This is a genomic window from Bacteroidota bacterium, from assembly GCA_021300195.1.
Taxonomy (GTDB): Bacteria; Bacteroidota; Bacteroidia; order J057; family JAJTIE01; genus JAJTIE01.
This window is the reverse complement of sequence record JAJTIE010000010.1, coordinates 1-20,011: the sequence shown is the minus strand read 5'-3', so window position 1 is coordinate 20,011 and position 20,011 is coordinate 1. Positions and strand designations below refer to the sequence as shown.

Here is a 20,011-nt window from a genome sequence, read left to right as displayed (position 1 = left end):
AGAGACGCCCGCAGAAATTCCGGGAGCGACTACTGCTGTGGCTGGCCGGGGCTAGCTGGCGCAGGTGCAGCGGGCGTAGCCGGTGCGGCAGGCGCAGCTGCCGGTGCGGCAGCAGGCTGGGCTTGTTCCCTTTCATTCACCGCTGGGCCGGCTGGGGCCATGCTCAGGTTTATGAGAAAGGTGATGATCACCAGCGCGCCCATCAGGTACCAGGTAAGCTTAACCACGGTATCGCCGGCGCGGCGTGTTCCCATCATTTGGCTGGCAATCTGAGATCCGGCCATATTACTGGCCAGGCCACCGCCCTTGCTGTTTTGAATAAGGATGAGCCCCAGGATTGCTACACACACGAGTAGCAGGATGATAACGAATAGATAGATCATTTCAGTTTTGAAATTTCGGCTTCAAAGTACGCACTTTTCTCAGGATATAGCAATTTCAGTTTCTCATAAATTTCAATTGCGGTCTCCACATTCCCCTGCTGTACATGCACCCTGGCCAGTGTTTCGGTGGCATAGGTAGTGGGTCGGGCTTCGGCCTGGGCTGCCCGGTTCTGTAGGCTGGCCTCATCCAGGTATTCGTCTTCGCCAGGGCCCGGCTTGGGATGAAAACTACCGAGCCGTTCTAGCATCTGGTCTATTTTTTTGCTCTGTGGTATATCTGTGGCGGTAGGCATTTCAGCTTCAGCGTCAGGTTGTTGGGCCTCTGCGGGCGTGGCGGGTGGGGGTGTGGCGGGTGTGCTGCCGGAACCCTCTCCAAAGGACTGCACCACACTGTTCAGATATTTCTCCTGTATGCTTTCCAGGGTGATGTGGGTAGGGTTAGCGGTCGTTTTGGTCTTGATTTTGTCCAGATTTTCGCGGAAAGTTTTGAGCCGCGCATCCAGGGCCGTGTCTTGTGCAGGCACGCTTGCAGTCTGCTGGCGGGTTTCGGTGGGTGCAGGTGTGTGCACCTCGGCTGCTTCTTCTTTCGCCGCTGCTGGCTCAGCCTGGGGGAGTGCGGCTTCTGTCTTCTGTGGGTGCGCTTCTGGCACTACTACCGCTGGTGTGGGCGTAGGCTCGGCTACAGATGAGGGTAGGTGGGTAGCAGCCTCGGGCGCTTCTTTCGGTTTGGGGGCGTCATATTCGGTTTGAAATTCGCTGGCCATTCCCAGGATCAGATCCAGTATTCCGCCGTCCGTTTCGTGCGTTGTGGGTCGGGTTGGGGTAGCCTGCTGCGCTGCGGGCAGGGGTTCTGGTGGGGTGGCTGTCGGCGTAGTTGCCGACTGGGCTTCTGGCCGGACCGTGGCCTCGTCGCTTTGTGGCTCCTCGGGCAGCTGGCTGGGGGCGTTCAGGGTAGCAGGCTTAGGATCGGCTTCCAATGGGATGAAGCGGGCAAAGGACTCGGTAGTAATGGGTACAATTTTTCCCAGCGGATCAGTGGGAATAGGCTGGCTATCTTGTTGGCGGAAGGTGCCGAGTACCGCTGCTTCTACAGCAGGTTGTTTTTCCGGGGCTATGGATTCTACCACGGGTGCGTCTACCGCCAGGATTTCCGCAGCAGCGGGCTGACTGGTCGGCAGAACTTCTTGCGCAGTCTCTACCTGGTTTTCGGCTGCACCGGGCAGCTGATTAAACTTGCTCTCTGTTTCCAGGGGCACAAACCGGTCGAAACTCTCTGTACGGAGCCCCTCCGTCGGGATGCTTTCTTCCAGGGGTTCCTGTGGCTCAACATCTATGGGCGGCACCTCCATGCTGCCCCCCTGCATATCGGGTTGTTCGTGCCTGCTCTGCGGCGCATTCAGGGTTTCAGGTTTTGGGTCGGGCAGCAGGGGCACAAATCGTTTGAAGCTCTCCGTCTGAATCGGCTCCGTGGGGTGTGTGTGGGGCAGCTGCTGGGGTTTCGGCTCAGCCGGTATAGCCTCCGGTGTTGTGGGCTGTGCCGGTGCCTCGGCCTCGCGTGTGGGCGCGTTCAGGGTTTCGGGCTTGGGGTCGGCTTCCAGGGGTACAAACCGTTTGAGGCTATTTTCGCCCTCCAGTATGGGGGGCACCCGGGTGGGCGCCGCTGGGTGGGATATCTCTTCTGTTCGTGCAGCCGCTTGCTTTTTAGCCTCTACAAATTCCTCCAGCTGGGCCTGCAGTTCGTCCAGCGAACCATGGTCTTCGCCCTTACGGGTTGCCGGTGCGCTGGCTGCCGGGCTTACCGGCTCCGGGTAGGCCGGTGGGGTGCCTGCGGCGGGTGCCGTCGTTTCGGGCCTGCTGGTGGTGGTGGTATGGCTACGTATCTGGCTGCGTATCTGGCCCCCCAGTTCCTGGTGGCCACTTAGCACCTGCCGGAGGCGATCTTCCAGGCGGGTATTGAGCTCACTGGCAGGCAGGGGGGGTTCTGTCCCTGTGCCGGTCGGAACCACTTCGGCAGGCTGCGCCATCGCCCTGGCAGTTTCCAGTTCGGTGGCTTCCTCCGTACGCTTGCCTGTGCCCGCAGGGGGCTGTATTTCTTGGGTGGGTTCGTTTTCTGCCTTTATCGCATCATCCGGCAGTAGCCCGGGCGCTTCCGCTCGAGCCTTTGGCTCGGCTACCGGTGGTAGGGTAGGGGTGGCGGGCTGTTCCGTTGTCAGAGGCAGGGTGGGGTACTGAGGTGCCGGTGCCTCTGACACGGGTAGTACGGGCACCTCAGGTTCCTCCTTTTCGTCTATGGCCTTTGCGCTGGCATGGTCAGAATCGGTGGATTCTGCCGGTGGGGGGGGCACTTCAGGCAGTTTGATCTTGAGGGCCTGATCCATGTATTCGGCAAACTTTTGCCGGTCGGTGGCATAGATGGCACCGATGGTGCGCAGGTGTTCTGCATCTGCTCGGCCCTCGTGCAGGCTGTTTTTGGCTTCTACCAGATGAAGCACCGAGAAGTAGGGATGCGCTTGCATCTGCTCCTCCATCCAGGTTCGCTCGGCTAGCGATAGGTTGGTGTAGAAGGCCTTTTGGTACAGCTGAATGGGATTCATAGTCCTTTAAATTACCAGTTCGAGAGGGTTTTTGTAAAGATATCCTGCACCAGTTTATTCACCAGTTCGGGTAGGTACAGCGTTTCGGCCTGTGCATTCTGCTCGGCAGGGAAGTCTATAAAGTTGGTGAAATCCTGCTCCCAGCTCTGCTCTGGTGCCAGCCGGTGGGTAAAGCGGATATGCACAGTCAGGTTCATCCGGTTCTGGCTGGCCTGGTCGCCCGCCTGTATTGTCAGGGGCACCACCTCATATCGGGTGATGTTTCCGCTAAATTGCAGGTCCCCCTCGCGGTCGGTCAGCTTCAGCCGCGTTTGTTGCAGAAATTTGTCGCGCAGCGCTTCGGTAAAGTTTTGTGCCAGGCTAGGCACTACCAGGGTGGCCGTATTGCCCAGCTTGGCCACGGTTATGGTCTCTCCCTCCAGCTTGCCGCCAGCCTGGCTGTACTGGCAGGCGGCTAGCAGGGCCAGGCCCAGCAGGCAGGTGTACACTAGGTGGTAGTACCGCATACAGGCTTTACGTTAGGGGTGGCTGTGGGTTTACTCCAGGTCATAGGTTTTTATTTTTCGGTAGAGCGTACGTTCGCTGATGCCCAGTTCGCGGGCGGCCTTCTTCCGGTTTTGGCCGTATTTATCCAGCGCCCGTTTTATCAGGTCTTTCTCTTTTTTTTCGATCGACAACGACTCTTCCAGCAGCGGGGGGGTAACCGGGGTCGTGGGTATGGGGTCTGGGCTGGCAAAGGGGCTGTTACCTGCATAGTAGGGTCCCGCATACTTACTGCTCCTTAGGTCCTCGTAGCTGTCTGTATAGCCAGGGCGCAGGCTTAGCTCCAGCAGCTCTCGTATTTCGTGTATCTCCTTTCGCAGCTCCAGGATGCCGCGTATGATGAACTCCTCGTTCCGACTGCTGAAGCCCTGGCCGGCTCTCTCTTCGCTTGCCTGCTGGTAGCCAGCTCCCTGGCTGAGCATCAGCATTTTCTCCTGGGTGGGCAGATAGCGCTGCAGGCTGGCCCTATCCAGCGCGTCGCCCTCGCACAGCACGGTTACTTTTTCAGCAAAATTGCGCATTTCGCGGATGTTTCCCGGCCAGTGGTAGTCATACAGCAGCTCCTTGGCATCGGCAGTAAGCTGCACGGGGGGCCTGCCGTAGCGGGTGCCAAACTCATTGGCAAAATAGCGGAAGAGCAGCTCTATGTCGTTGCCCCGCTCCCTCAGCGGGGGCACCTGGATGGTAACGGTATTGAGCCGGAAGTAGAGGTCTTCGCGAAACTTGCCCTGCCGGATGTACTCAATGAGGTTTTTGTTGGTAGCGGCAATTACGCGCACATCGGTTTTCTGCACCTTGCTGCTGCCCACACGCAGGTATTCGCCATTCTCCAGCACCCGCAGTAGGCGTGCCTGGGTACTTATAGGCATCTCGGCTATTTCGTCCAGAAAGATTACGCCGCCATTGGCTTCCTCGAAGTAGCCCTTTCGGCTCTCGTAGGCACTGGTGAAGCTGCCTTTTTCGTGTCCAAACAGCTCGCTATCCAGCGTGCCCTCCGGTATGGCCCCTGTGTTGATGGCAATAAAGGGCTTGTGCTTACGTGGGCTTAGCTGGTGGATGATGCGGCTAAACACGTCTTTGCCGGTTCCATTCTCGCCCACCACCAGCACGCTCACCTCGGTGGGGGCCACCTGGATAGCCACATCTATGGCGCGGTTCAGTGCCTCCGTATCGCCTACTATGCTAAAGCGCTGCTTGATCTGGGTGCGGGTCATGGGGTTTCTTTAATCATCTCTCCGATCAACGTTGCCCCCGTTACCTTTTGTACCCGTACCTGCACATAGTCGCCGGGCTGCACGGGCGCATCTGTCTTAGGGAAGACCACCATCTTGTTCTGGTCGTTTCGGCCACACCAGTCCAGGTCGCTGCGCTTGCTATTGCCCTCTACCAGTATGCGGAAGGTCTTGCCCAGGTCGCGCTGGTTGCTTTCGCGGCTCAGGCGGTTTTGCAGGTCTACAATCTCGCTCAGTCGGCGCTTCTTCACCTCCAGAGGCACATCGTCGGCCAGCTTGCGGGCGGCCAGGGTGCCCGGGCGCTCGCTGTAGTAAAACATAAAGGCGCTGTCGTAGCCCACCTCGGTCATCAGGCTCAGGGTGTCCTGGTGCTCGTCTTCGGTTTCGCTGCAAAAGCCTGTGATGATGTCGGTGCTTAGCCCAATGCCGGGCACCAGCTCCTTCATGCGGGCTATGCGCTGCAGATACCACTGGCGTGTGTGGCCACGGTTCATCAGCTCCAGTATGCGGCTATTGCCGCTCTGCACGGGCAGGTGGATAAAGTTGCAGATGTTTGCGTAGGCCGCCATGGTGTGCAGCACCTCATCGGTCATATCCTTGGGGTGGCTGGTGCTGAAGCGTACGCGCAGCAGGGGGTCTATCTGCGCCACCCGCTCCAGCAGGCGTGCAAAGCCGGTGTCTTCGTGCCGGTAGCTGTCCACATTCTGGCCCAGCAGGGTTACCTCCCGGTAGCCCTCATGGAAGAGGCTGCGGGCCTCCTGCACAATACTCTCTGGGTCTCGGCTCCGCTCGCGCCCGCGGGTAAAGGGCACCACGCAAAAGGAGCACATATTGTTGCAGCCCCGCGTGATGGAGATAAAAGCTGATACGCCATTGGTATTCAGGCGGATAGGTGCAATCTCGGCATAGGTTTCTTCGCGGCTTAGCAGCACGTTTACGGCCTTTTGGCCGCTCTCTACCTGGGCTATCAGCTGGGGCAGGCTGCGGTAGGCATCGGGGCCCACCACCAGGTCTACCAGTTGGGCTTCCTCCAGCACCTGGGTTTTCAGGCGCTCGGCCATGCAGCCCATCAGGCCCACCATTAGTGCTGGCCGCTTTTTCTTCAGGTGCTTTAGCTGCTCCAGGCGGTTCCACACCTTTTGTTCGGCGTTCTCGCGTATGCTACAGGTGTTTAGCAGTACCAGGTCTGCCTCCTGCTCAGTTTTGGTAAATCCGTAGCCCATGCGGCTCAGCTCGCTGGCTATTATCTCGGTGTCGCTGAAGTTCATCTGGCAGCCATACGTCTCTATATAGGCACTGCGCCCAGGCAGCAGCAGGGCCGTCTCGCTGCCAGGCTGCAGCGTATAGGCTGTGCCCTGCCGCGCTTCGTCCAGTTCCGTATGGGTGCCAGTTCCACCTGTGGGCACCGGCATGGGGTTAAATACTTTCTGGGTGGTTTTATGCTGATTGGGCTGGCTCATAGTTTCCGGCTGTGGCGATGATGCACTGCGCAAGCAGCAAATTTACGCACTTTATTCTGCATATCCATGCCAAAATGACAGCTGGTGCATGCTGCTGGCTAGGCCGCAATGCCAGTGTGGGCTTGCTACCAGCCCCAGATGCGCTCTACCTGGTTCATGCCTATCCTGCTGCTGCCGTATATATGCAGTTCGCGCTGGCGGTAGGTGGCACTACCCGTGCGGGGATTTTCTTCTAACACGCCCGGCAAATGGTCCGCGCCAGGTTAGCGCCCGATAGCTGGCACTACCCATGCGGGGATTTGCTGCCTGGCGGGGCGTAGTGGTGTAAGAAGATTTGTACTTTTTCTTGATAAAAAGTACCAAAAATCAAGGGCTGTGCCAGGCCTTAGCAGGCGGCAGTTTCGCGAGGACGATGCGGAAACAGCAGGATGCAACCCGCGATACTACCCGCGGGGGTTCCCCGCCAAAAAGAACACACTTCGCTCAAACAGCTTTTTGTTTTTCCGCTACGGCCCCGTCCCCCTTCCGGGCGCTAGCCTAGCAAGGCCAGATGAAGAAGCCTGCATTTTTTACTCAGAATGAAAGACATGAAGATTAGCTGCACAGCATAGGGTACAGGGTCAAAGGGCGGTAGCGAACGCACACCACAAGACAGGCCTTTCTGACCTGTAGCCCAAAGCGTTTACAGAAAAGGCCCGGAGATACAGATCGGTGATCCGGCAGGTTTGGGCCGCAGAAAGAACGGAATCTATACCAGCTGCATCTCTATCTGCACCAGGTCTAGAAACGCCTGGTAGCGCCCGCGTATATCCGCCAGGGTCAGGCTCTCCAGCCGCTCGGTGCCGAAGCGCTCTACGCAGAAGCTAGCCATCGTGCTGCCATAGATGATGGCATTTTTCATGTTGGCAAAGCTGATGTCTGAGGTGCTGGCCAGGTAGCCCAGGAAGCCACCGGCAAAGGTATCGCCGGCGCCGGTGGGGTCATACACCTCCTCCAGCGGCAGGGCCGGGGCGTAAAACACCTGGTCGGAATGAAAGAGGAGCGCCCCGTGCTCGCCCTTCTTGATGATTACAAAACGGGGGCCCATCTTCATAATCAGGCGTGCAGCCTTCACCAGGCTGTACTCCCCACTCAGTTGGCGCGCTTCTTCATCGTTGATGGTGAGCACATCTACCTGTGCAATGGTCTGCTTCACGCTGTCCATCGCAATGTCCATCCAGAAGTTCATGGTGTCCATCACGATCAGCTTGGGGCGCTTCTTCATCTGGCCGATGACGCTACGCTGCAGGTCGGGCATCAGGTTACCCAGCATCAGGAACTCGCTCTCGCGGTATGCCTCCGGCACCTGGGGGTCAAAGGTCTCGAGCACATTCAGCTGGGTCTCCAGGGTGTCTCGGGTGTTCAGGTCGTTGTGGTACCTGCCATGCCAGAAGAAGCTTTTTTCGTGTGTGCGAATCTCCAGGCCCCGGGTGTCCACGCCGCGCTGCTGCAGCTTTTCGATAAACGCCTGCGGAAAGTCGCCACCCACCACACCCACCAGGTTTACTGGCTGGTGAAAATTGGCTGCAGACAGGGCTATATAGCTAGCAGCCCCTCCCACTATCCGGTCAGTCTGGCCAAAGGGAGTTTCTATTTTATCGAAGGCTACGCTGCCGACTACGAGTATGCTCATTTTTCAGGTGGTAAGAGGGGCGGTTAACGATTGGAGGTTGGACCTGCTCAGGCTGCTTTTTGCTCGGGCTTTCGTACCTTAGGCATGGTGCCAAACACGTGGTCCCAGATGGTGGTGCTCACCCCATAGGCACGGTCATAGGTCTTGAAGTGGTGCAGGTGGTGGTGGCGCCAGATGGCACGTAGTGGCTTGATGGGCTGATTGACCGTATGCATGGCAAAGTGCATGGTGGCATAGGCCAGATAACCCACCACAAAGCCCGGGAAAAAGGCGTAGGCATACACCCCAAAGGCCAACCAGAACAGCCCAAAGAAGGTAGAGGCGAGCACAATGCTGGGCAGCACGGGCATAAACAGGTGCTCACTGTCGCGCGGGTACTCGTGGTGGTAGCCGTGGGCCAGGTGGTGAAACTTCTGTACCCACTTATTTTCATTCACCCAATGGAATACGTAGCGGTGCAGGATATACTCGGCAAACGTCCAGAAGAACAAGGCAGACAGAAAGATGCCGGCCATAGCCAATACCGGCAGGCGATGCACGACCAGACCCCAGTAGGCAGAAAGCGAAATAAGGGGGAGGTACAGGCCCCAGATCAAATAGGGCGAGGATTTGGTCAGGAATTCGAGAACTGGGTTGTCAAACACCCTTCCCTTTCCTCTTTTGATGGCCGATTTTTCCATGAATGCTACTTTTTGGCGGCCAAAAATACACAATTTCCGATTCAAACACAGGTATACACGCACACCTACAAGCGGGCACCAGCCGGGCACCGCCTGCAGCTTTTCGGCACATGGGGCTGCTGATAGTCAAATGCCGTATATTAGCGCTATGTTTGAGAATCTGTCCGATAGACTGGAGCGTGCCTTCAAAACCCTGAAGGGGCAAGGCAAGATCAGCGAAATAAACGTGAACGAGACAGTGCGCGAGATCCGCCGCGCCCTGCTGGATGCCGACGTAAACTACAAGGTAGCCAAGGAGTTTACCGACAAGGTGAAGGAAGCTGCCATTGGGCAGAACGTGATCAGCAGCATAAGCCCGGGCCAGCTGCTCACCAAGGTGATGAACGACGAGCTGGTAGCCCTGATGGGTGGCAAACATGAGGGCATCCACTTTAGCCAGAAGCCGCCAACCGTCATCCTGATGTCGGGCCTGCAGGGCTCGGGCAAGACCACCGTTACCGGCAAGCTGGCCCGGATGCTGAAGGAGCAGGGCCGCATACCCCTGGTGGCCGCCTGCGACGTATACCGCCCCGCTGCCATAGATCAGCTGACGGTGATAGCCCAGCAGGTGGGGGTAGAAATCTATAAGGATCCGGACAACAAGGATGCGGTTTCGCTGGCAAAGGCTGCGCTGGACTATGCACGCAAAAACAACAAGGATACCCTGATCATCGACACGGCAGGTCGCCTGGCGATAGATGAGCAGATGATGGACGAGATTGTGGCCATCAAACAGGCAGTAGGCCCGCACGAGATCCTGTTTGTGGTGGATGCCATGACCGGCCAGGATGCCGTGAACACGGCCAAGACCTTCAACGATCGCCTGGACTTTGACGGCGTGGTGCTGACCAAGATGGACGGCGACACCCGGGGCGGCGCGGCGCTGAGCATAAAGGCGGTGGTGAACAAGCCCATCAAGTACATCGGCACCGGAGAGAAAATGGACGGCATAGACCGGTTTCACCCCGAGCGGATGGCCAGCCGAATACTAGGCATGGGCGACGTGGTGAGCCTGGTAGAGCGTGCCCAGGCCCAGTATGACGAGGAGCAGGCCGAAAAACTGGAGCGCAAAATGCGCAAAAACCAGTTCGACTTCGAAGACTTTCTCAGCCAGCTACAGACCATCAAGAAGATGGGGAACATAAAAGACCTGATTGGCATGATACCCGGCATGGGCAAGCTGAAGAAGGAGGTGGATGTGGACGACAAGGACTTTAAGCGCATAGAGGCCATCATCCTGAGTATGACCATCAAAGAACGGCAGAACCCCAATGTGATAGATGGCAGCCGCCGAAAGCGCATAGCAAACGGTAGTGGCACCAGCATACAGGAGGTAAACCAGCTGCTCAAGCAGTTTCAGGACATGAAGAAGATGATGAAGACCATGAACAAACTGACGGGCAAGGGCCGAAGCCTGAACAGCCTGAACCAGCTGCAGCGCCCCTAGGCAGTGGGCCTGGTGCACGGATGGGGGTTGTTGCAGCGCAACAGGTGCCCCTGGGCAGCGGGCTGGCCGATAGAACTAGAACTGGAGATAGACAAAGGGCAAAAGGGCCGCACTCTTTACCTGATAGATCAGCACCACAGCCAGGGCTATGATAACGCCCTGCAGCAGCCAGTGGCAGCGCACAAAGGCCGTACGGACTGCTTCCTTGTAGCGGCAGGGCAAAAAGTGCAGCACTACGGCCAGCAGCAGCACCACCACTACCCAGCGGTAGGCCGAAACAAAATCGCCCAGCAGGCTGTAATCTACCTGCGTGAGGATCTTGTCATACATCAGGCCGATGTAGGCCAGGTCCTTGCCCAGCACCGCCGCCTGAAACAGGATGTAGGTAAAGGCCAGCACCTGGTAGGTAAGCAGGATGCTGAGCAAGCGGTACAAGCCGTGGGGCATAGCGGTGCGAATGCGCCGACGCAGACCGGCACCGGCTACCTCCAGGGCAATGATCAGGCCATGGCTGCTACCCCACAGCACATAGCCCCAGTGGGGCCCATGCCACAGCCCGCTGAGGAAAAAGGTGAGCAGCACTGCCAGCACCGTGCCCAGCCTGCGCCAGCGGCGCCAGGCAAAACTGAGGGGGACAAACACGTAGTCGTTGAACCAGCTGCTAAGCGTCATGTGCCAGCGGCGCCAAAACTCGCTGATGTTGCCCGCCTTGAAGGGCTCGTTAAAGTTGGGCCGCAGCTCAAAACCCAGCAGCAGGGCTATGCCAAGTGCCATATCTATGTAGCCGCTAAAGTCTGCATACAGCTGGAAGCCAAAGGCATAGGTAGCCATCAGGTTTTCCAGGCCGCTGTACTGGCCCGGGTTACCAAAAATGCGGTTCACAAAGTTCTCAGCCAGGTAGTCCGCAATCACCACCTTCTTGAACAGCCCCTTGATAAAGAGAAAGAATGCCGTACCCATCTGCACCCGGCTGAGGGTATAGGGCTGCCTAAGGGCGGGCAGCAGCTCATCCTGGCGGCTGATGGGCCCTGCCAGCATACTGGGAAAAAAGCTGAGGTAGCACAGATAGTGGGCCGGGTTTGGCTCGGCAGGTTCGCCGCCGTGCACCTCCAGGATGTAGCTGATACCCCTGAAGGTGTAGTAGCTGATGCCAATAGGCAGCAGAATGTCATACAGGGGGGCGGCCTCGCCGGGGTTGGCCAGGCTCCAGTAGCTCTGTACAAAGAAGTTGGTGTACTTAAAGTACGCCAGCAGGCCCAGGCTCAGGGCTATGGCCGTGTATTTGTACAAGTCTCTGCGGCCCTGGTGCCGGGTGCGGGCTATGGCCTGGCCCAGCAGCCAGCCCAGCCCCCCTGTGCCGATGAGCAGGAAGACAAACCAGCCGCTAAATTTGTAGTAAAAGTACAGGCTGAAACCTAGCAGTATGTATACCCGGGCCTTTGTTTTGCCTAGTAGGGTATACAGGGCATACACAGCGGTAAATACCACAAAGAAAAGCACCCCCTGAAACAACAGCTGTGCATGTGGCTGGCCCGGCAGGTGGGCAAGTGCGCGGCCAAGCTGATCGAGAAGGTGCTCCATTACTTGACGCGCAGACGCTGACCCGGGCGAATATCGGAACCTCGGAGCCCGTTTAGCTGCATAATGGCCGAAACACTAACACCATAGCGGCGGCTAATGCCGTAGAGGGTTTCGCCTGCCTGCACGGTGTGGTAGGCCCCGGTGCTGCGGGCCACAGCCGCAGGGCTGGGGTTCTGTGCAGCGGCAGCCGGTGCCTGGCTTACAGCCTGGTTGCTATATACAGTCAGGCGCTGGCCCACACGAATCAGGTTTCCGGATATTCCGTTCCAAACACGCAGCTGATACACGCTTACCCCATACTTCTCGGCTATACTGCCCAGCACATCGCCGCTCTGTACGGTGTAGTACTGGGCCTTGACCCCTGCAGGTGGGCTGGGGGGGGTATAGGTGCTGGCGGTGGCGGTAGCCGGCAGGCTGGGGGTCTGCACTGGCTGGTAGGGTGCCACCTTTGGGCTACTGCTAAACCTGGGGGTGGGCAGGCTCTCTGCTACAAACGGCATCTGGTAGTAGCCCAGCAGGTACTGATGATAGCTGGTAAGGAGCGCGTTGGCAAAAAGCTCACCCTTTAGCTGATAACCTTCGTAGGTAAGGTGTATGCGGTCTTGCTTGGCTAGCTGGAAGCTTCGCCACTTGAGCATGCTGTAGCGCCCCCCGGTAATGTGGTAATAGTCGTAGAAGGCGCAGTTATTGGCAAAAGCCACCTCTTTTGAGATCTCGGCGGCTCTTTCGGCCTCTCCGATGTTGACATAGTAGCTACGATAGATGTCTTGCGAGCAGGTAATGAGGATGCTGGCGGCAGGCGCGGCCTGTCGGACCACCTTCACCACCTGGGTTAGCCGCTCACGAAAGCTAGTTTCGTCCAGGCCCAGGTAGAATTCATTGCCGGCCAGGTCTATCACCACCAGGTCAGGCTGTATAGCACCCAGCTCCTCTTCCATCCGCCCCTGCTTCAGCACATGGCCAAAGGCAGCCCCATTTATGCCCACACTGTGGTACAGGATGCCTGCATCGTCTTCCGTCTCCAGGCTAATGCCGTATAGCTGGAAATAGCGCTGCCGGTCATTTGCCTTCAGCATGCTGCACTCCAGCATACCGGGGCTTTTGGGTAGGTGGGCTAGCAGGTAGGGAGCGCCCTGTGGGCGGTGGTGTGGGCGGAGGGTGAGTGTATCTGCCGGGTCGGTTCCGTATCGCAGCTTGAGGTCGAAGGTCTGCTCGGAGGCATCGCAGAAAATCTTCAGCACCCGGGCGTTTACGTCATTGTAGTATCGGTTAAACACAATCTTGAATACAGCCGTCTGGTCCTCGGTGCGGGCACTCACGCCCGTGGTGCCCAGGGGCAGCTGGGGTGCCAGCTGTACGTTTCGGGCCGAGGTCCACTTTCCGTAACTGTACGTCTGGTAGTCCACACCCGGGTGGGTTTTGGCGGTGGCGTAGGGGAAGATAAGCCCCCTTCCCCCGGGGCCAAATACATCCTGTAGCAGGTTTCGTATATGGCCGGTGCCGATGTCGGCCTGCACATGGCTGTCGCCGATGTGCACCACTTTTACCTTTTGCTGGCGGCTATTCTTCAGTTTCTCAAAGAAGTTATTCACTGCCAGAGAATTGGCCCACTGGATGTAGTTGTGGTCGTAGTCCAGGAAAGAATACTTATCCCGAAAGGCAATTTTTCGCCCGATATACGCGGCCTGGTCTACACTATCGGTAGGTGCCCAGTATTTGCCGGCATAGGGTAGCCCGCCATTCCCGGCATGTGTCCATGCCAGAAATAGCACCGGGATGAACAGCAAGCCAATACGTGCAATAGAATGGATCCTCCTCATACAGCTGTCATTGGTTTACGTGATTTTGATTAGCCAGGTTTGGTTTTCGGGCCTGCATAGTGGGTGCTGTGCCCGGCCCGTGTGTGGCGGTATGCGTAGCTGCCAGCCGCTGCCGGAAGCGTTCGTACTCATGCATGAGCGATTGAAAAAGCGCGGTGGCAATCAGGCGCTGGCCATGCCAGGTCAGGTGGGCATAGTCCTCGCCCGCCAGGGGGGGATTATGGGCGGCCCAGGCTACGATGCTGCCTGGGCCCCCCATTACGCGCCACAGATCCCAAAAGGCCACGCCGGCACGCAGCGCGGCCCGCTTCTGGGCATTGCGTATCTTCTCCACCGTAGGCCAGGTGGTTAGCTCGCCCTCCTTATTCTTGTAGGCGGCATCACCCACGCCAATGACCAGGATGCTGGCATCGGGCAATAGGCTGCGAAACTTTCGGATCAAGTTATAGTTGGCCTGCTCTAGCCAGCCAAAGTCTTCCACATCGATGTAGGGCACTACATTGCCCCCATACTGCAGGATCACCAGCTTGGTATTCAGGCGGGCATACTGCTGCTGCATAAAGCCACTGCTGATCTCTAGCAGGCCATTTCCGGCATGGCCGCGTATGCTATAGTTGTCTACCGTAAGGCCTGTATTGCCATCGAAGAGGAGGCCATACAGGTCGGGGCTGGCCGGTGCCAGTATTTCCAGGCGTAGCTTGCGGCTGCCGGCCGGTATGCGCAGCTGTGTAAGCTGGAAGCCTGCGGCGGCAGGCAGCTCCTCGGTGTAGAGGAGCGAGTCGTTGCCCAGGTATACCCGCAGCTGCCAGGCCGTGGGGGCATTGCCCCACATCAGCTTCAGCTGGTCGTAGGCTACGCCCTTTGCCAGCTCAAAGGCATAGTAGCCCTGCTCCGTACCCTTGGGCAGCCGCCACATACACCCGCCCAGGGCGTACTCGCCGCTCTTCAGCTTGTTGTGAAAGACAGAATAGCGCACAAAGTTGGTATGCTCGCGCTGTACAAAATTCTGGCTGGTGGCTGGCTCGGCCATGGGCACATAGCCGATACCCCGCCCGCCGAAGCGCTGCTGAAAGAGGGCACGCAGGAATACCGTCAGGCGGTCTCCCTCTATCTGGCTATCGCCATAGTGGGCTATGCGCAGTGGCTGGGGCTGGGCCTGCAGCTGGCCCAGTGCCATAAAAAAACCATCCAGTGCGTGCTGCCCCTGGTAGATGGGGTTGATGATCTTGGCCGAGTCGCCCGAGTCTACGTCCTGTGCATTGGCCCCGGGCGGGCTGGGCTTCTTTTCGCGCGCTATCAGCCGGGCTATCTGCTGCCGGGCCTGTCGGGCCTCTTCGGGCCGCAGGAAGGTAAAGATGCGGTCCAGATCCTGATACTTGAGGGCCAGGTCTACGGCCTGTCCGTTCAGCTGTACGCGCGTCTCATAGCGGGCCTGCCACTGCTGCAGCCAGGGGTAGCAGGCTGCCAGCCCCAGCAGTAGGGCCAGGGCCAGGGCCAGGGTAGCCAGGGCTATGGGTGCGTAGTTCTTCACAGATTTGCAATTCTCGTAGCGTAGGGCCCGGGTAAAGGCACTGCTGCACGACAGGGGTACCGACCGTGCCCCTCCCCTCATCCAGCGGGGCTAGGCTCCTTTTTCCTCAATCAGGCGGGCCATATCGCCTACATTCTGCATTTTGGTTATTTCCTTGAGCTTAAATTTTACGCCAAAGGCCTTCTCCACAGCCTGTATCATCGTCATGTGGTTTAGGCTATCCCAGCTGGCCACGTCGGCGGCCGTCATGTCTGCCCGCACCTCTATCTGGTTGTCCTGAAAAACCTGGCGAAAGAGGGTATTGAGCTTCTCTTGAATATCGGTTCTCATCCGTTGTGCAAATCGTAAAACGTACAATGTGGGCTAAATATAGGTAAAAGCCCGTGTATGGCGCTTAGCGGAGGGCCCTGCGCAGCAGGATTTTCTCCCTACCGGGTAGCAGCCGGGTAATATCGGGATGTGCAGAATTTCTGCGTTCGGCTACTTCAAAGCCTGCTTTCAGGTAGGCGTGCAGGGCCGTCTCATTCTCGGCCATCAGCTGTATCTCGGCCAGGGCGAGAGCCGGGTGTGCGGCCTGGTAGTGCTGCAGGTGGTGGTGTATCAGCTGTGTGCTTATCTGCCTGCCACGGTATTCGGGCCGCACGGCAAAGCTCTCTAGCTGCAGGCTGCCGGGTGTGCGGTTCAGGTTCAGCTCGGCCAGGATGTCCAGCCTGGGTTTGGCAGCCTGCAGGCGCTCGGGCCCCAGCGCATAGGCCAGCATCTGGCCGCGTATCAGCTGGCAGGGGGCGTGGCTCTGGGCCTCTATCCAGGCGGCACAGGCCCCGGCAGGCTGGCCATCCACCTCGGCTATGGCATAGTTTACGTAGCTCAGGTCGCAGCCCGCTATCTCCTCTTCCAGCAGGGTGGTCACCAGGTCTTGTAGCTCGTTGTCTGCCAGCTGGAACAGGCGCTGATAGCTGATGACCTGGGTGCCGCTGGCCTCGGCCTGCAGCAGTACCCAGGCCAGAAAGGGCACATCGGCCTCGGTAGCTGGGCGGATAATTGGGCGGGTGGAGTTATTGGTAATCATTACACAAGCAAGAAAGGGAGGCTGGGCGGTAAAGACAAGGGGGCCGTGCAGCGGTGCCGGGCTCCCTGCGGGGTGCCGGATGGCTGCTACTGGGCCTGCAGTGCCTGGCTGGCCAGGGCTTTTCGGTCTATTTTTCCATTTGCATTCAGGGGCAGGCGCGCCAGGGTGTGGATGGCGCGGGGCTGCATGTAGGGGGGCAGCTGGCTGGCCAGGTGGGCCCGTAGGGGCTCCAGGGGGCCCGTGTAGCCCTCCAGGTACAGGTGCAGGCTGGTGCTGCTACCCTGGCTAACCGGCACCACTGCCAGCTGGGCTAGGCCCGTGTATTGGCGGGCATGGTGCTCTATCTCGCCCAGCTCTACCCGGTATCCGTCTATCTTCACCTGCTGGTCTGTGCGGCCCAGGTACAGGTAGTTTCCGTGCTCATTCAGGCGCACGCGGTCGCCCGTGCGGTAGTAGCGGGTGCCAGCGTGGGCAAAAAAGGCGCGGCTACTTAGCTGCGGCTGCTGCCAGTAGCCGGGGGTGAGCTGCACCCCTGCCAGGCACAGCTCGCCCACACTGCCTGCCGCCACGGGCTGTCCATCCTCATCCACCACGCAGGTGTGCACCCCGGGCATAGGCTGGCCTATGGGCACCACACCCTGGTGGCTCTCGGCCTCGGCCGCAGCGGGCTGCCAGGGGTAGCGCAGGCAGAAGATGGTGGCCTCGGTGGGGCCATACACATTCTCTAGCCGCGCATGGGGCAGGCAGCGGTACCAGTCGGCAGCCAGGGTGTGGGGCAGGGCCTCGCCACAGAAGAGGCTGTAGCGCAGGGCTGGCAGCCGGATCTCGTCGAAGAATGGCCGCAGATAGGCCAGCACACTGGGTACCATCAGGGCAATGGTCAGCGCCTCCTCTTCCAGCAGGCTATAAATGTGCATATAGCTGATGCCCGTGTGCGGCACAATGTAGGTACTGGCCCCCATGCACAGGGGCACCAGGTAGCTGTACACCGAGAGGTCGAAGGTGAGGTCGAACATCTGCAGGAACCGATCCTCGGGGCCCAGCTGCCACAGGGCCGGATCCGTAACGGTATGCAGGAAGTGGTGCAGGGCCTGATAGGTAATGGGCACCCCCTTGGGCCGGCCGGTGCTGCCGCTGGTGAAGAGGATGTACGCCAGGTCATCGGGCCGCACGGCCTGCACCTCGGGCTGCCCCTCGGCCAGGGGCAGGTTGTCCAGGCTCAGCAGGGGGGTAGCTGCCGGCAGCGACCCCGCTATCTGATCGGGCTCGGCAGCCAGAATGAGGCTGAGGCCTGCATCGGCTATAATCTGCGCATTGCGCTCGGCCGGGTGGTGCCGGTTTAGGGGTACATAGGTTTTGCCCAGGCCCATGATGGCAAGCAGGGCTGCATAGGTATGGGCTTCATCGCCCGTAAGCACGCCCACCCGGTCGGGCAAGGCATGCAGGCTGAGCCGCTGCTGGATGGCCGTAACCAGCTGGGCAAGCTGATGGTAGCTATAGCTGCTGCCACGGGCCTGTATGGCCGTGTGGTGGGGATAGGCAAGCAGGGCCTCGGCAAAACGTGCGACAGGGTTCATACAAACAAAAACAACAGGAATAACTGCAAAGAACCTAAATAATACTGGCTTTTTCAGCCTGATTCTGGGCCCAGCCCGAAACCTACACCCACTGGAACCCCTACCTGCTCCCCCCCTGCTGAACTGCCGCGACAACCCACGCAACGTAGACGTGAAGCAAAATAATTACCTTTACAAACGTGGAAACAAGCACTACGAAATGAACAACCAGCCCTAGCAGGCCGCATGATACGCGAGCAACCACCCCGCCCAGCCAGGTGCCGCACACGCGGAAATGGCGCCCCGCCAGGGGTGGCGCAGGTAGCGCAGGCCCAGGATTATACTGCATTCGGTGCAGCCATGGAGGGGCGGAGTTTCTCCATGGCTGCGTATCGTTTCGGCTTTAACGGCAAGGAAAATGACACCGACTGGGGCCCCCAGCTGATCGAGGATTACGGCTTCCGGCTGTATAATCCCGCCCTGGGCCGCTTCCTGACTGTGGATCCCTTACTGCGGCAGTACCCCTCATGGAGTCCATATCCATTTGCAATGAATAGACCCATAGATGGCGTTGATCTGGATGGGCTTGAGTGGTCAAAGGCTACCGAACAGTTACTTCCTGATGGTACAATTCTCAGGAATATGAGCCTCCACGTAAAGGTTATTAATCATGCTACAAAGCCTGCTACTGTGGATGCATTAGGTAATATAGTAGATGAGGGTAACTTAAACATTTTACCCCATACCATGGCATTTATTCAGGGAATGGGTAGTGAATTTTCTGGTGAACGAATTTCGACTAGTGGTCAGAGGATACAATATATATTGAATGTAAGTGTAGAATTCCTGTCAGCTGATGAGGCAGAGAAAGTCCGCTTTGACGAGTATGGAAATGTAAGCGATGGCTTTTATCTGGAATTTGTTGATGCCATAGAACAGCGTAATAATAAGGATATAATACTTGGTAAAGCGGACAAAGTCGGTAGTCCGTCAATAAACAGGATCCGAATAGCCGTTTATGACTTAGAAAAAAACAATTCGCTCATTACAGATATGATCCAGATTATGGCTGTTTCTATACACGAGGGCGGGCATACCGCAGGGTTAGAGCATAATTTTCCACGCATACCTGGTAATGTCATGAATTCCAGTCAAATAGGGGATCAAGAGCCGGAAATAGATATTAGCATTGAGCAAATTGAGCTTATTTATGAGGGTTTGCCTACTTCTGAGGATTTAGGTAATGGAGGGATTAATCCCAATGCTTCTCCTAAGTCTGATATACCCGATAGACCAGAAGCTCCTAAACCATCGAGGAATAAATAATGATAACGAGATTATTTTTTAGCATAGTTTTTTTTGTACCCTTGTTGTCTTATACTATGGAGCGAGATACTTTGCACTTCTTCTTTGGTGCGGATTTTGATCTTGATTCGGTACAAATAATCATTAATGATAGTATTATTTTTTATGACATTCATCCATGTATTGAAAGATGCAATGACCCACAGAAGAGATTGAGATTTTCATATGTATTTACCGATATATTCGAGTATGTATATCTAACAGTCCGTGTAAAAAGAAATAAGTATGAATTATACTATGATAGTCTAAATACTAAAAAATATGAATATCAATGGAAGGAATGTAATATAGTAATAAATTACAATGATATAATGATGGGCTATTTATACTATATTGTTGATCAATATCCCTTTTCTAGTTTTGCTGAACTCTATAAATGGGCTGAGTACTACAATGCACTTTTTTGCAAAAATTCATTCAGAAAATACTGGACTTATAAGGACCAATATAATATAACAAGAGAATATGGGCGTTTTGTTTACGAGGGACTTTTAATCGAAAAAAATAGGAATGTTCCACTTTGGAAATAGTAATTTATATCACTAATCTTCCTGCTTTTCAGTTTAATATAAATTCAGTTTTCCCCGGGCCTTGCCAGGCTAGCGCCCGGAAGGGGGGCGGAGCCGTAGCGGCAAAACAAAAAGCTGTTTGAGCGAAGCGCGTTCTTTTTGGCGGGGAACCCCCGCGGGTAGTATCGCGGGTTGTATCCTGCTGTTTCCGCATCGTCCTCGCGAAAGTTCCGCCTGCCAAGGCCTGGCACAGCCCTTGGTTTTTGGTACTTTTTATCAAGAAAAAGTAGAGATCTTCTTACACTACCACGCCCCGCCGGAAACACCTGCACCAGCCTCCTCGCCCGCGGCCTGCAGCACATAGCCCCCATCCCCACGGCTTCCGGAACGGGACAGTCAGGGGGGAGGACACCATCGATGCGAAATGGCCACTAGGTCAATAGAACAAGCACCCTCGTCCACTATCGCGGCCCATCCATCATCCTGCGCGCCTGTTCGGCATCGGCGGCTAGCTGGGCCTTTAGCTCCTC

General features: G+C 57.1%; 16 protein-coding genes. 3 read left to right on the top strand and 13 right to left on the bottom strand.

Annotation, left to right across the window (positions count from 1 at the left end; genetic code table 11):
• Window positions 1–29: 29 nt before the first annotated feature.
• The 7 genes from secG to LW884_03015 form a co-directional block, all read right to left on the bottom strand.
• Entirely contained in the window at window positions 30–383 is a 354-nt protein-coding gene (gene secG / locus LW884_03045; protein ID MCE3007308.1) for a preprotein translocase subunit SecG, read from the bottom strand.
• Window positions 380–2,977, bottom strand: a complete 2,598-nt coding sequence (locus LW884_03040; GenBank protein MCE3007307.1) for a hypothetical protein — start codon at window positions 2,975–2,977, stop codon at window positions 380–382. Before LW884_03040 ends, secG begins: the two co-directional genes overlap by 4 nt.
• A gap of 11 nt (window positions 2,978–2,988) precedes the next feature.
• The gene (gene lptE / locus LW884_03035) at window positions 2,989–3,483 is read right to left on the bottom strand and encodes an LPS assembly lipoprotein LptE (protein ID MCE3007306.1); all 495 of its coding nucleotides are present in this window, start codon (window positions 3,481–3,483) and stop codon (window positions 2,989–2,991) included.
• A 30-nt stretch (window positions 3,484–3,513) separates the two neighbouring features.
• On the bottom strand, window positions 3,514–4,734 hold the full coding sequence (locus LW884_03030) for a sigma-54 dependent transcriptional regulator (GenBank protein ID MCE3007305.1): 1,221 nt from the start codon (window positions 4,732–4,734) through the stop codon (window positions 3,514–3,516).
• A complete protein-coding gene (miaB, locus tag LW884_03025; GenBank protein ID MCE3007304.1) occupies window positions 4,731–6,212 on the bottom strand; it encodes a tRNA (N6-isopentenyl adenosine(37)-C2)-methylthiotransferase MiaB in 1,482 nt (493 codons plus the stop codon). The genes LW884_03030 and miaB overlap by 4 nt, the downstream gene beginning before the upstream one ends.
• A 748-nt stretch (window positions 6,213–6,960) precedes the next feature.
• Window positions 6,961–7,884: a PfkB family carbohydrate kinase gene (locus tag LW884_03020; protein ID MCE3007303.1), complete on the bottom strand. Its 924-nt coding sequence runs from the start codon at window positions 7,882–7,884 to the stop codon at window positions 6,961–6,963.
• A 47-nt stretch (window positions 7,885–7,931) separates the two neighbouring features.
• Window positions 7,932–8,564 (bottom strand): sterol desaturase family protein, encoded by a 633-nt coding sequence (locus tag LW884_03015; GenBank protein MCE3007302.1) that lies wholly within the window; start codon window positions 8,562–8,564, stop codon window positions 7,932–7,934.
• Between the two features lie 148 nt (window positions 8,565–8,712).
• On the opposite strand from LW884_03015, the gene ffh reads away from it, so the two are divergent.
• Window positions 8,713–10,050, top strand: a complete 1,338-nt coding sequence (ffh, locus tag LW884_03010) for a signal recognition particle protein (protein ID MCE3007301.1) — start codon at window positions 8,713–8,715, stop codon at window positions 10,048–10,050.
• Between the two features lie 75 nt (window positions 10,051–10,125).
• On the opposite strand, the gene LW884_03005 is transcribed toward ffh, so the two are convergent.
• The 6 genes from LW884_03005 to LW884_02980 form a co-directional block, all read right to left on the bottom strand.
• Window positions 10,126–11,631, bottom strand: a complete 1,506-nt coding sequence (locus LW884_03005) for a hypothetical protein (GenBank protein MCE3007300.1) — start codon at window positions 11,629–11,631, stop codon at window positions 10,126–10,128.
• Window positions 11,631–13,451: a LysM peptidoglycan-binding domain-containing protein gene (locus tag LW884_03000; protein MCE3007299.1), complete on the bottom strand. Its 1,821-nt coding sequence runs from the start codon at window positions 13,449–13,451 to the stop codon at window positions 11,631–11,633. Before LW884_03000 ends, LW884_03005 begins: the two co-directional genes overlap by 1 nt.
• A gap of 7 nt (window positions 13,452–13,458) precedes the next feature.
• The gene (locus LW884_02995) at window positions 13,459–14,982 is read right to left on the bottom strand and encodes a hypothetical protein (GenBank protein ID MCE3007298.1); all 1,524 of its coding nucleotides are present in this window, start codon (window positions 14,980–14,982) and stop codon (window positions 13,459–13,461) included.
• A gap of 90 nt (window positions 14,983–15,072) precedes the next feature.
• Window positions 15,073–15,312 carry an acyl carrier protein gene (locus LW884_02990; protein ID MCE3007297.1) on the bottom strand — a complete coding sequence of 80 codons (240 nt, stop codon included), beginning with the start codon at window positions 15,310–15,312 and terminating at the stop codon, window positions 15,073–15,075.
• A gap of 64 nt (window positions 15,313–15,376) precedes the next feature.
• Window positions 15,377–16,051, bottom strand: coding sequence for a GNAT family N-acetyltransferase (locus LW884_02985; protein MCE3007296.1), 675 nt, complete (start codon window positions 16,049–16,051; stop codon window positions 15,377–15,379).
• Between the two features lie 86 nt (window positions 16,052–16,137).
• A complete protein-coding gene (locus tag LW884_02980) occupies window positions 16,138–17,628 on the bottom strand; it encodes an amino acid adenylation domain-containing protein (GenBank protein MCE3007295.1) in 1,491 nt (496 codons plus the stop codon).
• Window positions 17,629–17,853: 225 nt separating this feature from the next.
• On the opposite strand from LW884_02980, the gene LW884_02975 reads away from it, so the two are divergent.
• Together LW884_02975 and LW884_02970 are read left to right on the top strand one after the other, a co-directional pair.
• Window positions 17,854–18,933, top strand: coding sequence for an RHS repeat-associated core domain-containing protein (locus LW884_02975; GenBank protein MCE3007294.1), 1,080 nt, complete (start codon window positions 17,854–17,856; stop codon window positions 18,931–18,933).
• Between the two features lie 56 nt (window positions 18,934–18,989).
• Window positions 18,990–19,502 (top strand): hypothetical protein, encoded by a 513-nt coding sequence (locus LW884_02970; GenBank protein MCE3007293.1) that lies wholly within the window; start codon window positions 18,990–18,992, stop codon window positions 19,500–19,502.
• Window positions 19,503–20,011 lie beyond the last annotated feature (509 nt).